Source organism: Lentibacillus songyuanensis, assembly GCF_039548255.1.
GTDB lineage: Bacteria > Bacillota > Bacilli > Bacillales > Amphibacillaceae > Lentibacillus_C > Lentibacillus_C songyuanensis.
In genome coordinates, this window is sequence record NZ_JBCLVH010000010.1 from 41,192 (window position 1) to 67,322 (window position 26,131).

At 38.2% G+C, this 26,131-nt stretch carries 22 protein-coding genes; 18 read left to right on the forward strand and 4 right to left on the reverse strand.

The window, feature by feature from the left end; translation table 11 throughout:
• Positions 1–87 precede the first annotated feature (87 nt).
• The gene (locus WMZ97_RS11595) at positions 88–1,704 is read right to left on the reverse strand and encodes a PucR family transcriptional regulator (protein WP_343272251.1); all 1,617 of its coding nucleotides are present in this window, start codon (positions 1,702–1,704) and stop codon (positions 88–90) included.
• Between the two features lie 227 nt (positions 1,705–1,931).
• Between WMZ97_RS11595 and WMZ97_RS11600 the strand changes: the two genes are divergently transcribed.
• From WMZ97_RS11600 to WMZ97_RS11620, 5 genes are all read left to right on the forward strand, one after another.
• On the forward strand, positions 1,932–3,296 hold the full coding sequence (locus tag WMZ97_RS11600) for an aspartate aminotransferase family protein (protein WP_343272252.1): 1,365 nt from the start codon (positions 1,932–1,934) through the stop codon (positions 3,294–3,296).
• A gap of 88 nt (positions 3,297–3,384) precedes the next feature.
• The gene (locus WMZ97_RS11605) at positions 3,385–4,845 is read left to right on the forward strand and encodes a CoA-acylating methylmalonate-semialdehyde dehydrogenase (RefSeq protein ID WP_343272253.1); all 1,461 of its coding nucleotides are present in this window, start codon (positions 3,385–3,387) and stop codon (positions 4,843–4,845) included.
• Between the two features lie 36 nt (positions 4,846–4,881).
• Complete coding sequence (ald, locus tag WMZ97_RS11610) at positions 4,882–6,015, forward strand: alanine dehydrogenase (RefSeq protein ID WP_343272254.1); 1,134 nt, start codon at positions 4,882–4,884, stop codon at positions 6,013–6,015.
• A gap of 466 nt (positions 6,016–6,481) precedes the next feature.
• Positions 6,482–6,895, forward strand: a complete 414-nt coding sequence (locus WMZ97_RS11615; RefSeq protein WP_343272255.1) for a cupin domain-containing protein — start codon at positions 6,482–6,484, stop codon at positions 6,893–6,895.
• Between the two features lie 331 nt (positions 6,896–7,226).
• Complete coding sequence (locus WMZ97_RS11620) at positions 7,227–7,787, forward strand: peroxiredoxin (protein ID WP_343272256.1); 561 nt, start codon at positions 7,227–7,229, stop codon at positions 7,785–7,787.
• Between the two features lie 372 nt (positions 7,788–8,159).
• On the opposite strand, the gene WMZ97_RS11625 is transcribed toward WMZ97_RS11620, so the two are convergent.
• The gene (locus tag WMZ97_RS11625; protein ID WP_343272257.1) at positions 8,160–9,368 is read right to left on the reverse strand and encodes an MFS transporter; all 1,209 of its coding nucleotides are present in this window, start codon (positions 9,366–9,368) and stop codon (positions 8,160–8,162) included.
• A gap of 598 nt (positions 9,369–9,966) precedes the next feature.
• Here WMZ97_RS11625 and WMZ97_RS11630 point away from each other — a divergent pair.
• Both WMZ97_RS11630 and WMZ97_RS11635 read left to right on the forward strand, forming a co-directional pair.
• Positions 9,967–11,307, forward strand: coding sequence for an aminotransferase family protein (locus WMZ97_RS11630; protein ID WP_343272258.1), 1,341 nt, complete (start codon positions 9,967–9,969; stop codon positions 11,305–11,307).
• A 777-nt stretch (positions 11,308–12,084) separates the two neighbouring features.
• Positions 12,085–13,371: an ArgE/DapE family deacylase gene (locus WMZ97_RS11635; protein WP_343272259.1), complete on the forward strand. Its 1,287-nt coding sequence runs from the start codon at positions 12,085–12,087 to the stop codon at positions 13,369–13,371.
• 179 nt (positions 13,372–13,550) lie between these two features.
• Here WMZ97_RS11635 and WMZ97_RS11640 read toward each other — a convergent pair whose 3' ends face one another.
• Both WMZ97_RS11640 and WMZ97_RS11645 read right to left on the reverse strand, forming a co-directional pair.
• Positions 13,551–14,564: a transposase gene (locus tag WMZ97_RS11640; RefSeq protein WP_343272260.1), complete on the reverse strand. Its 1,014-nt coding sequence runs from the start codon at positions 14,562–14,564 to the stop codon at positions 13,551–13,553.
• Between the two features lie 98 nt (positions 14,565–14,662).
• Positions 14,663–15,055, reverse strand: a complete 393-nt coding sequence (locus WMZ97_RS11645; protein WP_343272261.1) for a hypothetical protein — start codon at positions 15,053–15,055, stop codon at positions 14,663–14,665.
• Positions 15,056–15,311: 256 nt separating this feature from the next.
• On the opposite strand from WMZ97_RS11645, the gene WMZ97_RS11650 reads away from it, so the two are divergent.
• The 11 genes from WMZ97_RS11650 (at position 15,312) to WMZ97_RS11700 (ending at position 26,075) form a co-directional block, all read left to right on the forward strand.
• Positions 15,312–16,598, forward strand: coding sequence for an ArgE/DapE family deacylase (locus WMZ97_RS11650; RefSeq protein ID WP_343272262.1), 1,287 nt, complete (start codon positions 15,312–15,314; stop codon positions 16,596–16,598).
• 193 nt (positions 16,599–16,791) lie between these two features.
• Positions 16,792–18,048, forward strand: coding sequence for an ABC transporter substrate-binding protein (locus WMZ97_RS11655; RefSeq protein ID WP_343272263.1), 1,257 nt, complete (start codon positions 16,792–16,794; stop codon positions 18,046–18,048).
• A 31-nt stretch (positions 18,049–18,079) separates the two neighbouring features.
• Complete coding sequence (locus WMZ97_RS11660) at positions 18,080–18,817, forward strand: ABC transporter ATP-binding protein (protein ID WP_343272264.1); 738 nt, start codon at positions 18,080–18,082, stop codon at positions 18,815–18,817.
• Positions 18,810–19,514 carry an ABC transporter ATP-binding protein gene (locus WMZ97_RS11665; RefSeq protein ID WP_343272265.1) on the forward strand — a complete coding sequence of 235 codons (705 nt, stop codon included), beginning with the start codon at positions 18,810–18,812 and terminating at the stop codon, positions 19,512–19,514. Before WMZ97_RS11660 ends, WMZ97_RS11665 begins: the two co-directional genes overlap by 8 nt.
• 11 nt (positions 19,515–19,525) lie before the next feature.
• Positions 19,526–20,395: a branched-chain amino acid ABC transporter permease gene (locus WMZ97_RS11670; RefSeq protein WP_343272266.1), complete on the forward strand. Its 870-nt coding sequence runs from the start codon at positions 19,526–19,528 to the stop codon at positions 20,393–20,395.
• A gap of 3 nt (positions 20,396–20,398) precedes the next feature.
• Complete coding sequence (locus WMZ97_RS11675; protein WP_343272267.1) at positions 20,399–21,409, forward strand: branched-chain amino acid ABC transporter permease; 1,011 nt, start codon at positions 20,399–20,401, stop codon at positions 21,407–21,409.
• A gap of 60 nt (positions 21,410–21,469) precedes the next feature.
• Positions 21,470–22,294 (forward strand): carbon-nitrogen hydrolase family protein, encoded by an 825-nt coding sequence (locus tag WMZ97_RS11680; RefSeq protein ID WP_343272268.1) that lies wholly within the window; start codon positions 21,470–21,472, stop codon positions 22,292–22,294.
• A gap of 31 nt (positions 22,295–22,325) precedes the next feature.
• Entirely contained in the window at positions 22,326–22,751 is a 426-nt protein-coding gene (locus tag WMZ97_RS11685; protein ID WP_343272269.1) for a GNAT family N-acetyltransferase, read from the forward strand.
• 557 nt (positions 22,752–23,308) lie between these two features.
• Complete coding sequence (locus WMZ97_RS11690) at positions 23,309–23,905, forward strand: bifunctional transcriptional activator/DNA repair enzyme AdaA (RefSeq protein WP_343272319.1); 597 nt, start codon at positions 23,309–23,311, stop codon at positions 23,903–23,905.
• Positions 23,892–24,458 carry a methylated-DNA--[protein]-cysteine S-methyltransferase gene (locus WMZ97_RS11695; protein WP_343272270.1) on the forward strand — a complete coding sequence of 189 codons (567 nt, stop codon included), beginning with the start codon at positions 23,892–23,894 and terminating at the stop codon, positions 24,456–24,458. The genes WMZ97_RS11690 and WMZ97_RS11695 overlap by 14 nt, the downstream gene beginning before the upstream one ends.
• Before the next feature lie 162 nt (positions 24,459–24,620).
• Positions 24,621–26,075, forward strand: a complete 1,455-nt coding sequence (locus WMZ97_RS11700) for an MFS transporter (protein ID WP_343272271.1) — start codon at positions 24,621–24,623, stop codon at positions 26,073–26,075.
• Positions 26,076–26,131 lie beyond the last annotated feature (56 nt).

Sequence of the window (26,131 nt, forward strand, 5' to 3'; positions counted from 1 at the left end):
GAAGTAGGTTTAGTAGAGTTTGTTTAGGTGGGTGGCTGAAAGAAATCTATGTCTACTAGATTTCTTTCAGCTAATACCATGTAATCCTTAATAAATCGCTTTTGCTACATAATAAGCCTTGATCGCCATTTCCAGGGAAAGTCGATTGCTCGGCTCCATAAAGTCTTTGCCAAGCAATTCTTCCATTTTTCTCAAACGATGATACAGCGTCTGACGAACAATAAATAATTGCTCGGCTGCCTCTTTTTTCGAACCACGACAATCCAAATAAACTTCCAGGGTTCGTAATAGTTCACTGTTTGTATCCTGATCATACTTGATTAAAGGTGCCAGGCAATCCTCAATGTAGGTATGTAGATGTTCACCTTTATGATCGAGGAGCAGTTGGTATACCCCGATGTTTTCATAAAAAATCGATGACGCAATGTTCGCCCGTTGAAGAAAAAGAACCTTTTTTGCTTCTTGATAACTCATTGACAGCGAAGATATTTCTCTATTAACTTTACTAATCCCAAACAAACACGCGCCGCCATCAAAAATATTTTTGGCTTGCATATTTGTTATTGCTTGTGCAAGTGATGAAAATTTGTGTTTTTGTTGATCAGTATCATCTTTCATTTTAAACGATGCAATGATAGCGGTATCGCTTTTGCTGACAGACACCACAGGATGAAACCCATGTTGTTTAAACAGGGAGCGAAACAATACGGATCGTTGCAATTTGGTTTCATTCCAATCATCCTCATCCACGGTTGTTTCCGGTTGATTTGTTTGGATAAGAATAAGTCTGTAATAGAACTCTTTTGTAGATAAAGGGAATATTGAATGTAGCTCGTCGGATTCATGTTTCTTTCCGTGTAATAAATCTCGAACGATCTTGTCTTCTCTATTTTGTTTTCTTTCTTCAATTGTCCTATTTCGTAACATGATTTGTGCAATTGCCAAAGCTGCACGATCCATTACGGAGAAAAGAAACTCCTCCATGATATTTCCTTCTACTGGTAAACATAAATATCCCCAAATTTGGCCAAGTCCTTTGACAGGAACCAGTGCATATCTTTCTTCGTCTAATGTAATTAATTTATCTTTTGGTTGATGGTCATCTAAATCGGAAAAACGTTTACGGATATTTTCTTCTATGTATTTGATTTCAGGTGGATAATAATAGGATCTTGTTTCATCGGTGATATATAAGGCCCCCTTCTTCAAATAGGTATGCAATTCTTGAAGAATTTTTAAAATGCCATTTGGTAATAGGGAGAGTTCGTTAAATTTGGTTGACAATTCGTTTAATTGATTAAGCATTTGGTGGTGCTGGTCAATAATTAAGGAATGAAGATCTTGCGTGATATCGACAAATTTTACAAAGCATTTAAAAATGATAATGGGGAAGTGATATTCATTGGCTAAGTGAATGATCTCATCGGAAATATGGTCAACGTGTGTACCGATTTCTATACAAATACCGGCTGCGTTTCTGTTCATTAAATTTCTGAATTCAGTGGATGAGCCCAGCTTAAGTCCCGCTCCGGTTGTCAGGATCAACTCCCCGCCATTGATCAGGGAATCAAATTGGTTTGTTTCCAAAATATGCGTCCATTTCACCTGTTTGTTTAACCCCTTATCACCAGCAATTACTTTGGCGTTTTTAAAGGTTTTTCTTTGGAGAACATCACGAATGGTTAATTCAAATTTACTGATCAAGCCCCATCCCCCTCACAATGTTAAAGTAAATGGCTTATCATGTTACAAAGTGTGAAGTTACAATGTTTATAATTCTTTGTAAAATAAATTATGAAGTATTAGTTGTAGGTTGTCAACATAGGAATGACAGTATAAGTAGGCGGATAACAGATTAAAATAGTAACCGCTTACAACGATAGGTTAATGGACAAATGATAAAGTAAATTATTGGAAAGGAGAACGTGGAGATGAAGACTGCTAAAGATTTACAGCAATCTCAATTAATTGAGGAAAAAGACCGACAAAATGTTTGGCATCATATTTCACAATACAACGATACAAAACGTCCGATGGTGGTAACAGAGGGAAAGGGTTCGTGGATAACAGATCATGAGGGAAACAGATTACTAGATGGCATGTCAGGGTTGTGGTGTGTCAACGTTGGCTATGGGCGGGAGGAATTGGCGAAAGCGGCATATGAACAAATGCAAAAAATGGCGTACACGTCCATGACCCAAAGCCATGTTCCGGGCATTGAGCTTGCTGAAAAGCTGAATGAGCTGCTTGATGATGACTATATGATTTTTTATTCGAACAGTGGCTCTGATGCAAATGAGGTTGCCTTTAAAATAGCACGGCAATATCATCAGCAAAATGGGGAGCCATCAAGATATAAGTTTATTTCCCGCTATCGGGCGTATCATGGTGGGTCACTTGGAGCGTTAGCAGCGACTGGGCAGGCGTTAAGAAAATACAAATACGAACCGCTAACCTCCGGATTTTTGCATGTGACTCCTCCTGATAATTACCGGAGACCAGCCGGCGTATCCGTTAAGGAACACAATTTGCAATGCGCACAGGAATTGGGAAATAAAATTATTTGGGAGCAAAAAGAAACGATTGCCGCTGTGATTATGGAGCCATTAATTACCGGTGGAGGGGTTTTGATTCCAGATCCTGTATATGTAGAAAGAGTACAAGAGATTTGTAAAAAGCATGGTGTGTTATTGATCATCGATGAGGTCATTTGTGGTTTTGGCCGGACAGGTAAAATGTTTGGTCATCAGCATTTTGATATTAAACCGGACATTGTAACAATGGCAAAAGGTCTCACTAGTGCATATCTGCCGCTTTCAGTGACTGCTGTGCGTAAAGATATTTACCAAACCTTTGTCGATAATGGGGAAAACAGTCATTTTCGTCATGTCAATACATTCGGTGGCAACCCGGCAGCTTGTGCATTAGCACTCAAAAATATTGAGATTATGGAAAGAGAAAATTTAGTTGGCAGAGCAGCAGTTTTAGGTGAACGCTTACGAACGGAGCTCGCTGAATTGACGGAACATCCATATGTTGGCGATGTCCGCAATCTAGGATTTGTGATGGGGATCGAAATGGTCGAGGATAAGACGACAAAAGAACCAGCATCACCAGAGCGAGTGGGTAAAATTGTTGCAGATTGTAAAGCGAATGGCCTGATCATTGGTAAAAATGGTGATACCGTAGCCGGATACAATAATATTTTGGCATTGTGTCCACCACTTTCGAGTACAGACGAAGATGTTGAATTTATTGTTTCTACCTTGAAAAAAGTTTTTAAAGAAAATGCATAGAAAAAAGACGTGACGGGTGGCCCGGCACTCGCGGGAGTCTCTAAGTGCCTGGCACCCCGAAAAAAACGAAGCAGGAGGCATGATAGATATGACACAAACACAATTGAAGCCGCTTAAGAACTATATTGGAGGAAAATGGGTGGAGGCGGCATCTGAAAAAACGGCAGAAGTATTGAACCCAGCTACAGATGAAGTGATTGCACAAGTACCTCTTTCCACAAAAGGTGATTTAGACCAGGCAGTAGAAGTAGCTTCCGAAGCATTTACGTCGTGGAAAGAGGTTCCTGTTCCAAAACGGGCGCGAATTTTATTTAAATACCAACAATTACTAGTTGATCATTGGGATGAGCTAGCTGAATTAGTGACTATTGAAAATGGTAAAAGTTTTAAAGAAGCGCATGGGGAAGTGCTTCGTGGTATCGAATGTGTCGAGTTTGCTGCTGGAGCTCCATCGTTATCCATGGGGTCACAACTACCATCGATCGCGTCAGGACTTGAATCCGGTGTTTACCGTTATCCGATCGGCGTTGTGGGTGGAATAACGCCATTCAATTTCCCAATGATGGTGCCGTGTTGGATGTTTCCAATGGCGATTGTAACAGGAAATACGTTTGTCTTAAAACCATCAGAACGGACGCCATTACTGGCAAATCGCTTGGCGGAATTGTTAGAAGAAGCAGGATTGCCAGAAGGGGTATTTAATATTGTTCATGGGGCACATGATGTTGTCAATGGATTGCTTGAGCATGAAAACGTTAGCGCCATTTCTTTTGTCGGTTCGCAACCAGTAGCCGAGTACGTATATAAAAAAGGAACAGAAAACCTAAAGCGGGTGCAAGCACTATCTGGTGCGAAAAACCATTCCATTGTTTTAAAAGATGCAAATTTAGAGAATGCTGCAACCCAAATTATCAGTGCTGCTTTTGGCTCGGCCGGGGAACGTTGCATGGCTTGTTCCGTGGTAGCCGTGGAAGACTCCATTGCTGATGATTTGATTGAAACATTGGTGGAAAAAGCGAATGAAATCAAGATTGGTAATGGATTGGATGAAGGTGTTTTCCTTGGGCCAGTTATTCGCGATCAACATAAGGAGCGGACACTGCAATATATTGAAACAGGAGAAAAAGAAGGTGCGACTCTTATTCGGGATGGGCGAAATGATGAAGAAATGAAGCGGAAAGGCTATTTTGTCGGTCCAACCATTTTTGATAATGTCACAAGCGAAATGAAGATTTGGCAGGACGAAATGTTTGCACCAATCTTGTCCATTTCTCGTGTCAAGGATCTCTATGAAGCGGTGAAGCTGACGAACAAATCCCGTTTTGCCAATGGTTCATGTATTTTCACAAACGATGGTGGCAGTGTTCGGCAGTTCCGCGAAACGATTGATGCCGGTATGCTGGGGGTAAACATTGGTGTACCAGCTCCAATGGCCTTTTTCCCATTCTCTGGCTGGAAGGATTCGTTTTATGGGGATCTGCATGTTAATGGGAAAGACGGTATTGAATTTTATACACGGAAGAAAGTTATTACGACACGCTGGGTATAAGCATAGTAGTAGCTATCACAGGAGGGGGAGCAGACAATGCGGATAGGTATCCCAAAAGAAATTAAAAACAATGAAAACAGGGTAGCCATGTCTCCATCAGGTGTGGTCACACTCAAAAACGCTGGTCATGAAGTATACGTCGAAACGGATGCTGGCATGGGATCGGGATTTACAGATGAGGCATATAAACAAGCGGGTGCCATCATTACGTCGACCGCAAAGGAAGTCTGGGAAAAGGAAATGGTAATGAAGGTCAAAGAACCGCTTCCGGACGAATATAAATATTTTTACGAAGGATTAATTCTGTTTACCTACTTGCATTTGGCTGCAGAACCTGAGTTAACCAAAGCTTTGATTGATAAAAAAGTGGTTGGGATTGCCTATGAAACTGTGCAGCTGGATGATCGTTCATTACCATTGTTGGCCCCAATGAGTGAAGTTGCCGGCTACATGGCGACGCAAATTGGTGCCCAATATTTAGAGAAGACGAACGGTGGAAAAGGGGTTCTGTTAGCTGGTATACCTGGCGTGAAACGGGGGAAAGTCACTGTCATTGGTGGTGGGGTAGTTGGTACAAATGCAGCAAAAATTGCGTTAGGATTAGGTGCAGAAGTATCTATTTTAGAATTGAATCCAGCTCGGTTAAGACAGCTGAATGACTTGTTTGGGTCATCCGTGAATACCATCATGTCGAACAGTCTGAATATCCATGAAGAAGTTGCGGATGCTGACTTGGTGATCGGTTCGGTACTGATTCCTGGAGCTAAAGCGCCGGTATTGGTAACGGAAGATATGGTGAAAGCTATGCCAAATGGATCGGTTATTGTGGATGTCGCGATTGACCAAGGTGGAAATGTGGAAACAAGTGACCGAATTACCAGTCACGACGATCCAACATTTACGAAACATGGCGTTGTTCATTATACGGTACCAAATATTCCTGGGGCAGTACCAAGAACAGGGACGCTTGGATTAACCAATGTGACGGTGCCATATGCGCTGCAAATCGCTAATAAAGGATATAAACAGGCTTGTTTGGATAATTCGGCTTTGTTAAAAGGACTGAATACGCTTGATGGCAATGTCACCTTTAAAGGGGTTGCAGAATCGCATCAGTTGCCTTATCAGGATGTGGGTTCATTGCTGAAGGGGACTGGGATGACAGTCTAAATTTATTGAACAATCTCCAAATTTATTGAACAATCTTAACCATCCGTCCAACGGATAGTTATGATTGGCTCGTTATTTTTAAAACTGAAAGGGGAGCCTGAACGAAAACGAGATAGTCCATAAAAAAGACAAATCATGGTGTAACATCGGCAACATCAGTATCGACAAGTGTGATAGGGATTCCTGAATTTTGAGAAATGGCTGCGTAGCTCTTACCTGAGTATATATCGATAAACTCTAGCACTCTATAAAAAAGCACACATAATTTGATAGAAACCATACATGAAGCGATCGAACAGGATGGCCCTATACTGTATGGTAGAGTTTATAGCAGAACCACCACATGGAACCGGTGGGGTATCACCCTGCCAGTTGAATCAAAACTTATCCAGATTTTATATGACAGGATACTATTTATTTTTTACCGTCAATCACGAATAAGGAAAGGATAAAGCAGGTACCCAAGATGAAAGTTTACATCATGCTGTTCTATCAGTTCAAAAAAATTTTAAATAAAAGATTGAAAGGGGTTGTTATTATGTCTCGATCAACGAACAGTTACTTATCAAACATGGTTGTCAGCAAAAATAATGAAGAATTTTACCCGGATTCAGCATCTAAAGGGGCTGTTTCCAGATGGTTAGAAATCGACAACGCAAGAATGCGTGTTGTTGTTTATCCTTCAGGTTATGAAGCAGATCATGTCTGTTATCAAGGTCACGCATTTTATGTTGTTCTAGGTCATATTAAAATAAAAATTGATAATGAAGTAACAGAGTGGAACGAAGGGGATGCTTTCATTATCCCTGACGATACTCCTCATGTTGTGTTCAATCCTAATAAGGAAGAAGCAAAAGTGATTGTAGTTGATCGCGGTTAACAAAAAAGAGTTTAGTAATAATTTAGGGTTAATATAGTCCGACAAATTGTATAATAAAAAATGAAAATCCAGACCATCTGTCGTATTGGTTAAGTTTCTACACAAATATTAACAAAAGTATGATTTGGATGCTTAACCGTTATGCCATGGCAAGTGATAGTGATAAAGTACCTTTTGTTATTTCTCATCAGCCGGAAATTCCATTTGGCTACCAAACGGTTGTATCGCCATATTAAATGCACAAATCAAAAAGCTCATTACCCAGATTGTGATTTTTGGATGACAAAAATAGTTATAGTCAGGGAAAAAATTGATAGAGGGAGTCAAGATAATGGCAGAAAACAATTTTTTGGAACTTCCTAACGACCTTCCTGTACCTCAGGATGATGGCGCATGTAATCATTTGAAAGGTAACGCAATACCATCAGTCGAATTAAACTCTATAGCTGACGAAAGTGTAGATCCGTCAAAGATAATGGGGAGATTTGTTTTATATTTTTACCCTTTAACGGGAAAGCCGGGAGTAAGTCTTCCTAATGGATGGAATGAAATTCCAGGCGCTAGAGGATGTACACCACAGGCTTGTTCTATTCGAGATCATTTTCAGGAATTACAAAAATTAAATACAAAAGTATTTGGTGTGAGCACCCAAAATACTGAATATCAAAAGGAATTCACTGAACGGCTTCATTTACCGTATCAATTATTAAGTGATTCAGATTTGGTTTTATCGAATGCTTTAAGCCTTCCATTATTTGAGGTAGATTCCATGACGCTTAATAAAAGGCTTACTCTTATTGTGCAAGATGGGATCATTGAAAAAGTGTTTTATCCTGTTTTCCCACCAGATAAAAACATAGATGATGTAGTTGAATGGCTATCTTCTAATTAAAAAAATCAGTTAAGAAAAGGGCACTTTTGTGAAATAAATCAGGTAGATGATGATCGAACTATTTATTAAACAAAAATTATATAATACTTCACAAAGAATGAATCCATTTTGATCAATCCTTTTTCAAAATGGATTCTTCTTATTTACCGTAAAACACGGATCTGCGAGGTGGTTTTATCAAACTTTATTCTAAAGTTACAACACCTCCGTTGATAGGAATCGATGAAATCAGTTTGACTAAAGGGAAAGGCAAATTATGATCTTGTCCGTTTCGTAGCGTATGCGATTGTTTATAATATCGAAGGGTGTCGTTAATCCAGTGATTTGTTACCGAACCAAAGTTATTAAAGTTCAAAACAGTAAAGTTTATATTTATCCATCAGCAGAGGAATTTCCGACCGTTTTTATTTCTGTAACTTTTATAATTTTAATTATAAATAAACCGATAAACATACATAACGCAAAGAAAAGAAAGGTGCTTTTAAACCCGCTATAATCAATAAGCCACCCTGCTAGAGTAGGACCTAAAAACTGTCCAGTCGCAAAGTAAAAAGTGGTATAACTAATTACAATAGGTGTATCTTGGGAGGATGATTGTTCCGTACTTAAGGCTTGTACTAGCGTCATTATACCAAACGCAACAACTCCTTGAATAACTAAATTTACTGCAAACCCTATTGTATTAGGTAATACGACTGGAATAATCGTAGACAAAAGATTTAGACTCATTGCTATAACTAAAGAATTCCGCCTGCCTAATCGGTCGGAAATTCCTCCCCAAAAAGGTGAGCTAAAAATAGCTAATATTCCGTTCAAAGCAATTAATTGCCCAGCAAGTCTCATATCCAGCCCTTCTTCCAACATAAAACTTAGGATAAAGGTAGTCTGAACAATTAAAGTCATTCCCACAATTCCATAGATAAGACCTACTTTGATCACGTTTCTATTTGTATATATTTTTTTTACTGGAGAAGAGGGTTGAATTAAAGCCTCTTTTGCAACTGGAGGATTTTTAATAAAAAATATAGTCATGAAAAAAACTAAACCTCCAATTATGCAAAAAATTTTCCAAGTTATTCGCCAAGACGTTTCGATATATATATCAGCAAGAAAGGGAACAAGGATGCCGACAAATAACGATCCAATCCCTGCGCTACTATTTACACATCCAATAACAAAACCCTTTTTTTGTGGGAACCACTCGGTCAATATCGCAATTAACGGAGTGAAAACAAAAGCAGTTCCAATACCTAGAAGAAACATAAAAACAGAGCTATACCAATAAGTTGTTGTTATTGATAAGTTGAAAAAGCCTAAATTAATTAGAAGTAATCCAACAATTATTGTATTTTTTCCACCCCATTTAGTCGATAGATACCCCGCAAACATAATAGAAATTAAATACCCTAGCGAAGTAATTGTGCCAAGAGTTCCTGCTGATTTATAGGAAATAAAGAGACCATCCTTCATAAAAGGAAGAATCATTCCGTATGAAAGTCTGGCAAAGGACACTGCTACAAGTACAATAAGTACACCCATAATTATATATATATTCCTTGATTTCCCACTTTTATCCCCCATACCTACTCTCCTTCCTGACCCCAGAAATAGGTCCTACTAAAAATTTAGCATCGTATCCATAGTAGTATTATAATATATTCTGGTATAATCAAAAGGATCAGTTCTGGTGTTTTAATAGGTACCAGATGGAAGTAGTAATAAAGTTTCATTATAAATTCCAGGCATCCTTTAACTTTAAAATCCCTTGTTCAATTTCCAACTCCGACAGTCATCCAGTAGCGTCAAATAATAGCGGACACCTCTTCTGTTTGGTAGTTTTTACTGAGTAATTAAACTATGCCAAACATTGGGGTGTTTTCTCTTTATGAATAGTTTGTTAAGGAGTATTCCAGCTGTCTTCAGGTTAGACCGTGAGCTGGTTGTGCTTTAATTTCATACTGTAAAGTTGGATCACAATTGCAACTTTGCAAAGTGTTGACAATAGATTGATTTTTTGTTATATTTTTATTTATAATATATTAATAGCTGTCAAATCTAATTGACTCTGCTGATGAAGTGGGGCATGTCCTAGGTTATAGCCAGTTATATAGGTAGGCAAATATATTGTTTTTGTGCTGCCTGTATATCTGGTTTTTTAAATAAAAGGGAGGGCTTTTACATGGAAACATTAGAAGAATTGGACAAAAAACATTTTATTCATCCGACATCGTCAATTCAACAGCAACAGGAATATGGACCAAAAATCATTGTAGAAAAGGGTGAAGGAATTTATCTTACTGATAAAAGTGGAAGCGTATTCATGGATGCAATGTCATCATTATGGAATGTAAACATCGGTCACGGCCGGAAAGAATTGGCGGAAGTTGCCGCTGATCAGATGAAAAAAATAGCATTTAGCTCGGCTTTCTCAACATTTAGCCATGAGCCGGCAATTAAATTGGCAGAAAAGATCGCATCACTTGCGCCTAAAGGTTTAAACGGTGTCTTTTTTACTTCGGGTGGGTCGGAAGCAAATGATTCGGCAGTTAAGCTCGTCCGCCATTACTGGAAAATCCAAGGACAGCCGGAACGCCATAAAATTATAGCATTGAAACGGGGATATCATGGGGTTGCAGCAGCTTCAACAAGTGTAACCGGAATTCCGGAATTCTGGGATATGGCTGGACATATGATCACAGGTATTACTCATGCTCAAACACCATATGGCAGTACAACCGGGAAAGCAATTTCCTCACTCAGACAAATGATTGAACAGGAAGGTCCGGAAACTGTTGCGGCATTTATGGCTGAACCAGTACAAGGTGCTGGTGGTGTACTCATTCCACCGGATGATTATTTACAAGAAGTCCGGAATTTATGTGACGAATACGGTATTTTGTTTATTGCTGATGAGGTTATCACTGGATTTGGCCGCACTGGAAAGATGTTTGGTACAGAAAATTGGAAAGTTATTCCTGATCTAATGACCTTTGCAAAAGGTGTTACCAGTGGGTATGTTCCAATGGGGGGCGTGGTTATATCGGATGCCATTCATAATGTCTTGAAGGAAAAATCGAAAGGAACGCTATTCCACGGCTTTACCTATAGTGGTCATCCAACTGCAGCTGCCGTAGCCTTAAAAAATATTGAGATAATCGAGCAGGAAAATCTTGTGGAAAATTCCCGAAAAATGGGTGAAGTACTGTTGAACGGATTTAAAGAGATAAAAAATAAATTAGAAATTGTCGGTGACGTTCGCACGCTGGGGCTGCTTGGTGCAGTTGAGCTTGTTCAGGATCCGAATACCAACCAGCGTTTTGCTTCGGAATCCAAGGTAGCTGGAAAAGTTATTGAAGCATTACATGAACGAGGAGTTATCTGCCGTCCAGTAACCTATGAGCAGACAGATATTATCTGTTTTGCACCACCACTTATTATAGATCAATCACAAATTCATACAATGATCGAAAAATTACATGATGCGATACAATCCACTCAAAAACAACTAGGCATAAAATAATAATAGATGATGGGCTTATGAAAAGTAATTTAAAGCAGAAAGTAGACTGATCGGAAAACTTTATTTAATAAATACACTTTGTTGACTGTTAAATTGAATATTGTAGGTAGGAAAATGTTCAGAATACCACGTATAATGCTATTAAGCTAGTAGGTTACCCTCAAATTTAAGCCTGATACAATAGCATTTAGTACAATAATGATTAGAAAATCACCAATTAAATTTATATTCACTGATATATATTTGTTACTCAAATAGATAGGGATAATGACTGTTGGCATAATAAAAATTGCCACTAATCTTAATGAAAATGGATTATAATAAATGCCAAATTTAATTAATTATACTGAACAAGTAAGGCAATTATTAGGTTAAATAAACTTAAGCTATACCAAAAGTTGGCTCAAGTGTAACTTGTCCATATATTTAGCTTTGAACAATAAGTAAAAATCCTAAGTAAAAGTATTAGAAATGAAAGTTGAAGTTTTGGAAAACGTTATATTCATATTTTCATAATATAATTGATTTCATGTGCTAATCGTAAAACTTATCAATGCATAATTAATAAATATAAATAAATGTTAAATTTGATGATGCTAGTACAGGTGTTGAGGTTCGATTCTTTGATAAGGGTTGAGGGGGGTGATTTTAGGTGGATTACCTGTTGTGATTACAAAATTAAATAACAATCTACTGAAAGTGTTTTAGTTTAAGCTATATATATCTTTAATTTATTAAGGATTGGATATATAGGAATAATAGATTGGAGGAAATTGTATGAACATTGTGGAGAAAACAAAGGATATTAAAAGAGTACAAGCAATTCTCGAGGAAAATTGGGAAGAACAATTACTTTTTCTGAAATCGTTGGGTACTTATAAAAGTACGTTGGGGAATGAAGCGGGTATTCAGTGTTTTATCCAAAAACATTTAGATGATATGAATTTGAAAACGACTTCATTTAATCCGGATCCGAAAAGACTTTCTTCTTATAAAAATTGTGGAGTACCAGAGTGGTCCTATGAAAATCGCCCAGTAGTTGTAGGAGAATGGAAAACGAAAGGTCCTAAAATCGGGAAAAGCTTAATCCTTCAAGGGCATATTGATGTTGTAAGTGCTGAACCTGAATATTTATGGGAGACAGATCCATATAACCCTACAATTATCGATGATAAAATGTATGGACGCGGTATTTGTGATATGAAATCGGGTGTTGCAGCGATGATTTATGCAGTTAAGGCGATCCAAAAGTCTGGAATAGAATTAGGGGCTGACGTTCAACTTCAAACGGTGATGGAAGAGGAATGTACTGGAAATGGAGCTTTAGCTTTATTGGATAAAGGTTTCATTGCGGATGGTGCTTTAATTACAGAACCAACTGAATTAAGAACTATAAAAGGACAAGTTGGTGTACTATGGGTTCGGGTAAAAGTAAGAGGAGCTGGAGCGCATGTAGAAAGAGCAGAAAAAGCAGTAAATGCGATTAATAAAGCAGCTTATTTAGTCCAAGCTTTGGATAAATATAGAGAGTATATTAACAATAGACCAAAACCAAGTTATTTTGACGATCACCCTCATCCTTTGAATGTAAATGTCGGTGTAATTAAGGGAGGTGACTGGCCGTCCAACGTTCCTTCGGAATGTATCTTTGAGGCCCGCATTGGTTTTTATCCTAATCAAGATCCAGAAGAAATTCAACAAGAAGTAAAAGAGTGGATTCTAAATGCTGCTCAAAGAGATGAATGGTTAAAAGAAACTCCGCCAGAAGTTGAATTCTTTGGCTTTTGTGCGCCAGGTTTTGTGAATGAAGGGGACTCTGAACTTTTCGAATCCATTGCCTCCACACATAAGTTAACTACAAATGAGGAAATCAAATCAATAGCTTTTACAGCCACGACGGATATCCGTGCTTTTGAAGAATTTGGTATTCCAACCACTTGTTATGGAGCAACCGGGGCGAATATGCATGGGCCAAATGAATTTATCGATTTAAATAGTTTAAAGACCGCAACAAAAACGATCGCAGCCTTTATTATGGACTGGTGTAAAGTAAGACAAAAATAATATTGGTTACAAATATTAAAATAGGCTCCCGGAATTCTTAGGGCGACAATGACACATTTTCCATAAAATTACTGGAAATAAGTCTTGATTGAAGTTAAAACCGGCTATTTTCATAGTGTTTTCAAAAAAGGGCATGTCAAATAAGCCTAAGGATATTATTTCTTCGAAAATTCAATCACTTAGACTACTTTTGGGAAAATCGATTCTTTAATAAAGTCCAATTCGTGCTCTTGATGGCTGTACCATGCATCCATGTGCTGGCACATCATAATTCCGTAAGTTCGCATGTACCACATCATCGTAGAACGATGTCTGCCAGCCTCGAGATGATAGTCGACCTTTTCACGTTTGTTGGATCGCTCCACTGAAGTACGACGCTTGTAAATCGTTTTCCAACGATTTGTTTCTCTGGATAGCTTGGGAAACAGACGCTTGTTCTCTTTGGTATAGGTGTGGTAGGTTCGACCGTACTTTGCAGTCGAACAGGGTGTTTCACAAGAATTCTTTGTTCCACACGCCAATGGGCATCTCCATTTCTGGCGGTGTTGTGTATTGTCATAACCGTTTGGTTTCATTTTCTTACCAATCGGGCAAATGGGAATATCTTGTGGTGATATCCTTATATCACCATCTGTTTTAACATCTTTTTTGGCGCGCTTATTCAGATCAATAATAGGTTCAACCTGTTTATGATCCATGAGTTCGTAAATAGAATAAGCGTCATGTGCGGCATCAAGAAGCACCCTTTCTACCGCGCCCAGGTTGAACCGCTGCGAAAATTCAGCCCAACTGACAACCAAGCCGACCGAATCATGCGTGGAAGCAGGATTCAGACGCGTGTACAAAGGTAAGTCATACGGGCTATCGCAAGCATTGATCATATAGAGGTGGTATCCATTGAAATACTTCTCTCGATGACTATCCCATCCACTGTCACAGTCGGGTTGGGAGTAAATGCGACCGTGCTTGCAATTCGCTATACCCTGGGCGCGACAATTACAGGTGGATTTGCTTCGGGGATGGGATGCGGTGACGATGGGTGTACCGTCACCGGCAACGCTTATATTATCTGTATCCCCGAGCAGTCCTAACTTAGCTGAAATGGTAAGTATTTCGGATTGAAAAAATGCAAATAAACGATCGAATGGCATCTGTTTTTCTTGATCTAGTCTTGGGATGATCCACTCGACCAACCGTTTAACCCGACCAAGCTTGGATACAGGTGCTTTTTCACCCTTTTTACCTCTTTTTGGTTTCCGTTTACGAGACTTTTTGCTTTTCCTTTTGTGGGTTACGTTTTTTCTTTCACTTCCCCACTGGCGAAAGAAAAAGTCATGGAATGTACCAACACCAGGTGTGTCACCGGGTTCAAATCCACTAAGGATACATAAAGTGGAACTCGTTGAAGCTGATCAACCCAACGATCGATACTCATGGTTGGATTGGTCAAGAGTAAAAGCAGATACGACCGCATCATGGACGCAGGATTTCTCGGTTCCGGACCTCTTTTACCGTAATAAGGCATAAGTAGTATCGTGATCTTTGAGAGATCCGTGATCCAGAGTTTCATGATAACAGGCCAATCACCATTCACAAGTGTAAGGATACCACCGGAATAGTGTTCTTGTAGTTGATCCATGACAAACTGTTGGTAGTCCGCATGTGCGGTGAAAATTGGTTTCAAAATCAACACCCTCACTTGGTTAATAGGAAAAACTCCCCTAAAAACCGATTTTTGGGTTAATTTTGAAAAGTCAAGGGTATTTTTGACTATTTTAATGACAATATTTCAACATGTTATTTCCAGTTCGGAATATTGTTTCAATAAAAAATCCCCCTACAAGGTAGGAGGAAAATAAAATCTATGGGAAGGGAAATCCCTTACCCAGTCTGACTCGGTGAATGCCGAGAGTCTATTAAATTATCAAGGAGGATAAGTTATGAATAACTTAAGCGAAACTAGAGAAATAGAAAAGGTAAATCAAATTATTGATGAGTTATGGGATGAACAATTGCTATTCTTAAAGTCCATTGGTTCCTATAAAAGTACATTAGGGAATGAAGCAGGTGTTCAAAAATTTATTAAAAAACATTTGGATGAAATGAACTTAGAAACAACCTCCATTGAACCGGATCCGAAAAGGCTTAGTGTTTATAAAAATTTTGGGGTTCCAGAATGGTCGTATGAAAATCGTCCTGTTATTGTTGGAGAATTAAAAACGAAGGGTCCTAAAATTGGGAAGAGTATAATTCTTCAAGGACATGTGGATGTAGTTAGTGCAGAACCTGAACTTCTATGGGATACAGATCCATATAATCCAACGATTATCCATAATAAAATGTATGGTCGTGGAATTCAAGATATGAAAGGCGGCGTTGCCGCGATGATTCATGCAGTTAAAGCAATTCAAAAAGCTGGAATTGAATTAGGTGCAGATGTTCAAATTCAAACGGTAATAGAAGAAGAATGTACTGGAAATGGTGCACTTGCTTTACTAGATAATGGTTTTGTTGCCGATGCAGCACTAATTCCGGAGCCAACAGAGCTAAGAATTCAAACAGCAATCGTAGGTGTATTATGGGTAAGGGTAAAAGTACGTGGAGCTGGAGCTCACGTAGAAAGAGCAGAAAAGGCAGTAAATGCGATTAATAAAGCAAGTTACTTAATTAAAGCTTTGGATGAATACCGTGAACATATTAATAGTCGTCCGAAACATCATAACTACTTGGAACACTCTCACCCATTAAATGTAAATGTAGGTGTCATAAAGGGCGGTGACTGGCCTTCAAACGTTCCTTCTGAATGTGTTTTTGAGGCTCGTATTGGTTTTTACCCAGACCAAGACCCAGAAGACGTTCAACAAGAAGTAAAAGAATGGATCTTAAATGCAGCTGAAAATGATGAATGGTTAAAGGAGTCACCACCAGAAGTAGAGTTTTATGGGTTTAGTGCCCCAGGAATTTCATCAGGTACAGATTACTCTGAATTATATAAAACAATAGCGTTTGCACATAATATAATAACAGATGAAGAGATTGAGGAATTAAACTTTACTGGTACGACGGATACCCGGGCATTTGAAGAATTTGGAATTCCATCTACTTGTTATGGACCAATAGGGGAAGGAATGCATGGTGCAAATGAATACGTCGATTTAGATAGTCTGAAGAAAGTAACAAAAACTTTCGCAGCCTTTATTATGGAATGGTGTAAAATAAGAAATTAAAATATATAATTCCCAATATATGTATTATGTTTTATTCGTATTATTCGTGTTGAGATAAAAAAGTTATTTATGAAAAGGAAATTAAGTCTAAGATTCATGTAAACAGCTACAATGTATGAATTAAGGTAAAACGTAGTGATTCTAAGAGTATATGCTATATTCATTTTTTTGAATTGACAAGGGGGAAACTTTTGTGAAAAAAAGAATAATATTTGTTTCAATGATTATATTAATCACCGGGATACTATTTATGGCTGGATGTAGTCAAGGTGCTAGTGGTTCTGCAGATACGGTTAAGATTGGGGTTACTGGACCACTTACTGGTTCAACAGCAAACTCAGGAATTGCGCTTAAGCAGGGAATGGAAATGGCTGTTGACGAGTGGAATGAAAAAGGTGGAATTGAAATTGATGGAGATATGCTACCAGTTAAAATGATCTTTGAGGATAACCAAGGTCAACCCTCAGAGGGCGTGAGTACTGCGGAGAAATTATTTAACAATGATAATGTTGACTTTCTAATCGGCGACGCCTTTTCTAGTTCTGTAACGATGGCGGTAATGGACTTAGCTTCTCAGTATGAAAAGCCCGTTATGAGTGGAGAACCAGTTAGTAGTGCTATTTCAGAAAAAGTAGAAGAAGACCCAGATAAATATAAGTATTTTTGGAAAGGCAACTTTAGTAGTGAAGCTTATGGTGAAGGGGCATATGAAACAATTAAAGAATTAATCAAAGATGGACATTTTGATCCAAAAAATAAAACTGTTGCGTTTGTAGTTGAAGATACTGATTACGGCCGTTCAAATGTAGCGGAAGCAGAAGAGCTATTTAAAAAAGATGGATGGGAGCAAGTAGCTTTTGAAACAGTTGATGTTGGCCATACAGACTTTTATCCTCAATTAACAAAATTGAAATCACTTGATGCGGATGTTCTCATTACTTGTTTCACATCAGTTTCGTCTGGAGTTGCGCTAGTGAAACAATTTAATGAAACTAATTTAGAATCTTTACACATGGCAATATATTATCCAATCCGTCCAGAGTTCATTGAGCAAGCTGGGACAAATGCAAATGGACTGATTTGGGAGCCAATCTCTTATCACCCTGGCCTTATTGAAGTACAAAAAGAATTTGAAGAGAAATATGTAAAAATATATGAAGCTGATGGAAACTCTGATGCTGCTCAAGGTTATGATTATATGAATAATGCATTAAGTGCAATCGAGGCAGCGGGTACATTGGATTCCGATAAAATTGTTGAAGGGCTGTCAAGTCTAAGTCGAGATGGACTTTCCGGAAAATTTGAATTCAATGAAGCAAATCATACTGCAAAATCAGGACCAGATTTCCTTCCAGTTCCAGCAGCACAAATACAAGATGGTGAGAATCAAATTATTTGGCCGAAAAACATTGCAACTTCAAAGTATGAAGGACAACCATGGATAAAGTAAATGTTCATTATAGATATAACGGAGGTAGCTTATGAGTAAAACTATTTTGAAGGTAGAAAACGTCAAAAAAGTTTTTGGTGGTTTAACGGCCTTGAAGGATGTGAAATTTGAATTAGCCCAAGATGAAATTCTTGGGTTAATTGGCCCAAATGGGGCCGGAAAAACTACGATGTTTAATGTAATTGCTGGGGTGCTAAAACCAAATGTTGGAAGGATTATATATAAAGATATTAATATAACGAATAAACGTCCGGATCAGCGATGTCATCTAGGGATAGCACGTACATTTCAAGTAACGAAGCCATTTCAAAACATGGATTTAATTGAAAATGTTATGGTAGGTTCCTATTTTGGAAATAAACAGGATAGTATTTCAAAGGCTAGAGCAAAAGCAGAAGAAATATTGGAGTTTGTAGGAATGAGTAATATTAAGGATTTGGAAGCGAAGAGCTTATCTATTGGAAATCTAAAAAAACTAGAGTTGGCTCGAGCTCTTGCAACAGAACCACAAGTTCTTTTATTAGATGAAGTTATTGGAGGGCTTACCCCTTCTGAAGGGAATGAGGTTGTAGGAATTATTAAGAAAATCAAAGAAAGCGGTGTTGCTATCATTATGATTGAGCACGTAATGAAGGCAGTTATGGGAGCGTCCGATCGTATTCTTGTTTTAAACTATGGTGAAGTATTAGCTAAAGGAACACCGAAAGAAATTTCAGAGAATCCTCTCGTAATCGAAGCTTATTTAGGGGGGGTAAAACAACATGCTTAATATTCATGATATTAATGTTTTCTATGGTAATGTACAAGTAATTCACAATCTTTCTATGAAAATAGAAAAAGGTGAAACAGTCGCCTTGTTGGGATCAAATGGTGCTGGAAAAACAACTACCCTTAGAACAATTTCTGGATTGATAGGACCGAAAAGTGGAGCAATTTTTTATAATGATAAACGTCTAGATAAGGTTCCTCCTTCTGCTATTATTTCACATGGAATTTCCCATGTCCCGGAGGATAGAAGACTTTTCCCTCAAATGACGGTAGAAGAAAATTTGCTCATGGGTGCATTTGAAAAATCATTGTGGGGGAAAAGAAAGGAAAAATTAGAGGAAGTATATGAAATGTTCCCAAGGCTACACGAAAGAAAAATGCAACATGGGGGCACATTATCTGGTGGAGAGCAGCAAATGGTGGCTATTGGACGAGCGTTAATGAGTAGTCCGGAGATGTTAATGTTGGATGAACCATCCCTTGGATTAGCACCCAAAATTGTTGAGTCGATCTTTGTATTACTACAAAGACTGAACAAGGAAGGTATTACGATCTTACTAGTAGAACAAAACGTCAACGTTGCTCTCGAAATCTCTGATTATGCGTACGTGATGGAAACAGGAAAAATTGTTCTCGAAGGAAAAGCTGAAAACCTAATGGATAATGTATACGTAAAACAAGCATATTTAGGATTATAAGGAGTGATGATATGGAAATTATAATACAACAAATTTTAAATGGAATTATCGTTGGTTCTATGTATGCATTAATGGCAAGTGGATTGTCACTAATTTGGGGTACAATGAAAATGCTGAACTTGGCACATGGGGAGTTTTACATGCTAGGCGGTTTTTTAATGTTTTTCTTAAATGTATCCGCTGGTATTAATCCGATCATTGCAGCTATTATAAGCATCATTATCGTATTTATTATAGCGGTTGTAGTTCAAAGGGTCATTATTCAATATTTAATGGACAAGCCAAGTTGGACAGAGAGTCATTTGATTGCAACTTTTGGTTTATCTATTTTATTACAAAATTTGGCGCTAAATATTTGGGGTGAACGATTTAAAAATATCCCTTATTATATAGATGCAAAATTTTCCATCTTTGGAATCGGATTATCCGCTCAACGTATTTTAATCTTTATGGTAGCGGTATTGATTATCCTTCTATTCTGGGCATTTCTTAAGTATAGCCGTTTTGGACAAGCATTAAGGGCAACATCACAGGATAGTGATTCTGCAACCCTTTACGGAATCAATACAAAATTAATTTATATGATTGCGTTTGGTGTTAGTGCTGTATTAGCAACGGTTGCAGCGATTATGCTGGCCCCAATTTATTCTGTAAACCCATGGATGGGATCAGACTTACTACTAAAAGCATTGGCAGTAGTTGTTATTGGTGGTCTTGGCAGTTTAGTAGGGGCAATTGTAGGGGGGATTGGATTAGGAATACTTGAAGGATTAGGTGTTTTAGTATTTGCTTCCGAATGGCAAAATGTAATCGCCTTTTCTTTACTAATTTTAGTTTTATGGATCAGGCCTTCTGGATTATTTGGAACAAAGGAGTGGTAGTCATTGAATCTTAAAAACGTTGTAAACGTCAATAATCAGGATACTATCATGGGGAAAAATGTAGCTTGGTATAAAACAAATAAACTTGGTTATTTAATAGGAGCTATATTTCTGCTAATAATTCCTCTATTTGTACAAAGTTATAATCTGCATATTTTAATTTTATCGCTCATATTTGCCATCCTTGCTTCTAGCTGGAATCTAATTGCAGGATACTCAGGGGTATTCTCTTTTGGACATCAAGCTTTCTTTGGGATTGGTGCTTATGTGTCTGCTTTGATGTCGATGAAATTAGATGTATCTCCTTGGTTTGGATTACTTATTGGAGGACTTTTTGCAGCAGTAGCTGGGGCCTTTATTAGTTTACCTGTTTTACGACTTCGAATTGTTCCGTATATTGCTATATTAACTTTAGGTTTTGCGGAAGTTACAAAACTTGTAACTAGTAATCTGGTAACCCTTACAAGAGGAGAATTAGGATTAAGTGGTATTCCTGCATTCACAAGTATCGGGTCAATTAGCTTTAACTTGGCGAACAGGTTAAATATATATTATCTAGTTTTAATCATATTTTTTATTTCCATGTTTATCATATACCGGATTGTAAAGGGGCCTCAAGGGTTGGCATTAAATTCAATTAAAGAATCCCCGGATGCAGCGGAGAGCTTAGGGATTAATCTAACAAAACATAAATTATATGTTTTTATGATTAGTGCCTTTATCGCTGGAGTTGCGGGTTCGTTATTTGCCCATTATGTCCAAGTATTAACACCATCATCTGTCATGAGTATAGATATTATGATGCAAATATTATTAATCGTTGTTGTTGGAGGAATTGGAACAATTGCTGGGCCTGTTGTTGGATCGTTTATAGTTGTCATGGGACTTGAATATTTACGAGTGTTAGGAGACTATAGATTAGTTATTTACGGACTAATTATCGTATTGGTTATTATGTTTATGCCAGATGGGATTATCCGCAAATTTTCAAAAATAAGATTAAATAAGAGGTAAATATTAGTAGTATGCCACATAGGATAATGAGTAATTTAGTAAAATTCAGGAGGGATAGGAATGAGAGTAGCGGCGATTCAACTTAATTCTCGAGATAATAAGAAAGAAAATATTTCAAAGGCACTGAAATTAGTTAAAGAGGCTGCAAATAAAGGTGCAGAATTTATCGTTTTGCCGGAGTATGTTGACTATATGGGTGAAGATAGCGAGAAAGTGGGAATAGGAGAAACAATACCTGGTCCAACAAGTGATGCTTTTGCAAGTGTTGCAAAGGAATATAATGTTTATTTACATTGCGGCAGTATTTTGGAAAAGGCGGACGGGCAACGTGTGTATAACACGAGTATTCTTTTAAATGGTAAGGGTGAAATTGTCAAGTTATATCGAAAAATTCATTTGTATGATGCAGAATTTGAAGGAAGGTATACAATCAAGGAATCGGATACGATTAAACCAGGAAGTGATGTTGTAACAGCGGAGACTGACTTTGGTACGGTCGGTATGACAATCTGTTATGATATTCGTTTCCCAGAATTGTTCCGATCATTAGCTATTCAAGGTAGTAAAGTTATTTTTGTCCCAGCGGCATTTCCTCTATACACGGGAGCACATCATTGGGAAATTCTTTTGCGCGCAAGAGCAATTGAAAATCAATGTTATATAATTGCAGCAGGACAATTTGGAACGGTTCCACCAGAACAAGTGGAATTTGGTAATAGTATGATTATTGATCCTTGGGGAACAGTTCTTGCGAGAGCGCCTGAAAGAGAAGCAATCATTATGCAAGAACTGGATTTAGATTATATCGACCAAGTACGCGGTAAAATTTCATGTATGGCTCATCGGAGACCAGAAGTTTATTCAAGTCTCATAGTGAATGAATAGTTTATGCCTTTATCACGAAAAGAGGATAAAAATGACCAGTATAATTGAGTTGAAAAGAAAAAAACAGTGGCTCGAAGCATTTCCAGTAATTAATCAACTTCGAACCGATTTAACGGAGGAAAGTTTTATCGGTTTGTTAATGGAAATGAAAGAACAAAAATATAAACTGTTCGCATTATATGAAGAAGATAGGATTGTATCTGTAGCGGGTGTCTCTTGGCGGGTCAATTTTTATAACAAGCGGCATGTGTTCATTTATGATTTAGCTACTGACGCTGCATACCGTTCCCACGGATATGGTGAGAAACTACTAAATTTTATTCATCAATGGGCAAAGGATCAGGATGCTGAATTTATTGCATTAGAATCTGGAATTCAACGAACGAATGCACATCGATTTTATGAAGAAAAGATGAATTACGATAAATGGTGTTATTCATTTAGAAAGGAGCTATAAAACTAGCTTTAAAATCATTTAGTTAGTTTGATACACATAATTAAGGATGAAAGATTAATCTTTGATACTACAAGTCTTACAATATTCGTTCTGTTTGAAGATGATGTTTGATAACGGTTCCAGTAGTGATAGATGAGCTTTAGAATGCATTATGTTTTTCCACTGAAATCCCTATCAAAGTGGTACTAATGAAAAAAGTAATTTCGTATGAACCATAGTACTATATAAAAAATGAGGCAAACAAGTATGGTGAAACAAACTTGTAACAGAAACCGTGTTCTGTTACGAGTCCAAATAATTTGCTAATCATAAAGGGACTGGCAACGATTCTTTTTTCGGGCCATAATAAATTTACCTCCATCAAGCCATCAAAATTGATGGTTTTTTCTTTTGTCCTTTATCACAAAATAACTTTTGATTACTTTTGTATTCTTGCTATTACATTCTAAAATCCTTACATGCTGTGGTGATCCGATTTATACTTAACATGTGGAGGCGATCTTATGAAACAACCTGAGCCCGAAAAAATTGTGGAAGAACAGTTAAGCACATCCGGAATGGGTGAAAAGAAGTCTATAAACAGTAACATTTGGCAAGCCATTATTCAAAATGATGCCTCTTTTGATGGATTCTTTTTCTATGGTGTGAAAACCACGGGTATCTTTTGTCGGCCTTCATGTAAATCAAGGGTTCCAAATCAAGAGAATGTACAAATATTTCGTGATGTTGAGCAAGCATTATCTCAACACTTTCGTCCTTGTAAACGATGCAGGCCGGATGGACTGCGAATGCCAGACGAAGAATGGGTGATACAAATTACTGAGTGGATTGACACCCATTACAGTGAAACCTTGACGCTTGATACGATTGCAGAAATGTTCCATGGCAGTCCCTATCACTTGCATCGAATATTCAAGCGCATCAAGGGCATTTCGCTTGCTGGATACATTCAACAAACAAGAATTTCAAAGGCCAAACAGTCTCTTTTTTTTACGGATCAATCCATTAAGGAAATTGCCGAGGCAGTGGGAATTCCCAACGCTGCCCATTTTACAACACTGTTTCAAAAAAAAACGGGTCTTACACCAACAGTGTTTCGGAAAAAGGTACAAACTGAAAAAAATTATGGAGGGGTTCAAGATGAAACAAAATAACACGTTTGTTTATTGGGATTTTTTCTTCTATGAATCATGGCGATTGATGGTGGCTGCAACAAACAAGGGCCTTTGTTATGTGTCTCCCACTCAATCATTTGTGGATTTAGATAAATGGGTGAGTAGCCGACTCCCGAATGCCCGTTTGATTCATGATAAATTGTTAGTAAAGCCCTTTACGTTTCAGTTCAAAGAGTACTTTCAAGGGCGACGAAAGGAATTTGACTTTCCGATCGATATTTACGGTTCTCCATTTCAACGATTAGTCTGGGAAACGCTATACAATATTCCCTATGGACACATGAAATCCTATTCAGATGTTGCGGAGCATCTTCAAAAGTTGAATTCGTTTCGCGCGGTTGGTGCAGCAATAGGTGCTAATCCTGTTCTTATTGCAATCCCTTGCCACCGGGTCGTCGGTAAAGATGGCAGGTTGACAGGATATCGAGGAGGCTTGGAAATGAAACAACAGTTACTGCAACTAGAAAAAAACAGTCGAAATATTGAAAAGACCATGGGTGAACCATCCACGTCGGAACGTATTCCTCTCTAAATGAGATCGTTGAAATTCACTTATAATAAAACGATTGGGTAAGTGGAGGGTATAAGTTTTTACTCTCCAATTATCTTCCATTTTACATGAATCACGGACAGTCTATGAAAGGAATCTTGACTTAATCGATAGATTAACAAGATTTTTAAGGAGGAATTCATTATGTCAAAAGAAATGGTTATGGTAAATGAAAAGTACAAAAATAAAACAAGTTCCCAAGTTGGGCTGTTAGCCGCGTTACTTGGTGGAATATTCTTGGGAAACGTTGATACGGCTATTGTTAACATTGCCACGCCATCTATTCACTCTAGTTTGCACGCGACAAGCGCAGAGCTAATTTTAATCAATTCGGGCTATGCACTGACGTATGCAGCGTTACTAATCACAAGCGCTCGATTAGGTAGTATTCATGGATACCGTCGAATGTTCCTGTATGGGCTTAGTTTTTTTACATTGGCATCCATGTTCTGCGGCATTGCTCCGAACGCGATTGTCCTTGTGATTGCTCGCCTTATTCAAGGGGTTGGTGCAGCACTCATGATATCCCAGGTTCTAACCGGTATCCAGCTAAATTTTGAGGGGAAAGCCAGGACTCACGCTCTTTCGGCTTACACGATTGTATTAGCCGGTAGTGCTGCCATGGGCCAGGTATTGGGTGGCGTGCTTATTTCAGCCAACTTATTTAATATGGGATGGCGCCCGATTTTCTTGATTAATGTACCATTAGGTATTCTGTTTCTTGGGATGGCCGCACGGTTTTTACCCGAAAACGCTGAACACAAGTCCCAACGTCTGGATCTAAAGGGCGTTGTAGTTCTAACACTGGCACTGTTGCTACTCGTTGTCCCCCTTACCTTTGGCCAAAATGAAGGTTGGCCGATGTGGGTATGGAACTGCTTAGTAGGCAGTGCACTAGCATTCGCTTTGTTTATAGTCATGGAACATCGGTTTAAGGCAAAAGGTGGTTATCCAGTAATCAATTTGAGGCTTTTTACTCAGCCGAGTATCTCCCTGGGACTGTTTTCACAATTTGTCATCAGCAGTGTATATTACGCTATTCTGTTCGTGCTAGCACTTTATCTCCAACAGGGACTTGGCAAAAGTCCAACTTACTCTGGGCTTGCTTTGGTCCCATGGGTAGCAGCGTTTGGAATCGGTGGCCCAGTTATTGGGAAACTTTCTGCAAGGAATAAGCGTTTGATGATTCCCATAGCCTCTTTTGTTTTTGCCATCAGTTTCGCCGGAATATGTGTCAGTGTGCTGGCTGGAGCTGTTAGCGGAACATTACTTATAATTTTGCTTGGTTTAGGTGGACTCAGTTTCGGCATAGAATTCACAGGTATGGTTGACCACCTGACCAGCGAGGTTGATAAACGTGATGCCTCTGACATGAGTGGGTTACTCAATACCACCATGAGGCTTGCTAGTGTGTTCGGTGTTGCGATCTTCGGTACCGTATATTTTGGACTTGTGCCTGTACCAGGACGGTCGATTGCTATTCATGGATTTATCGTCATTACAATAATTTTTGCGATTTCTGGGCTTGTTGCAACGTTGGTCGCCTGGCTTTCGATTAATTATCGAAGGCATGGTGTGAAACGACAAAAGTACATATAGATGATTAGGCATTGTCCAGGTTAGATAAAAAACTCTACAGGAATTTAATTTTCCAA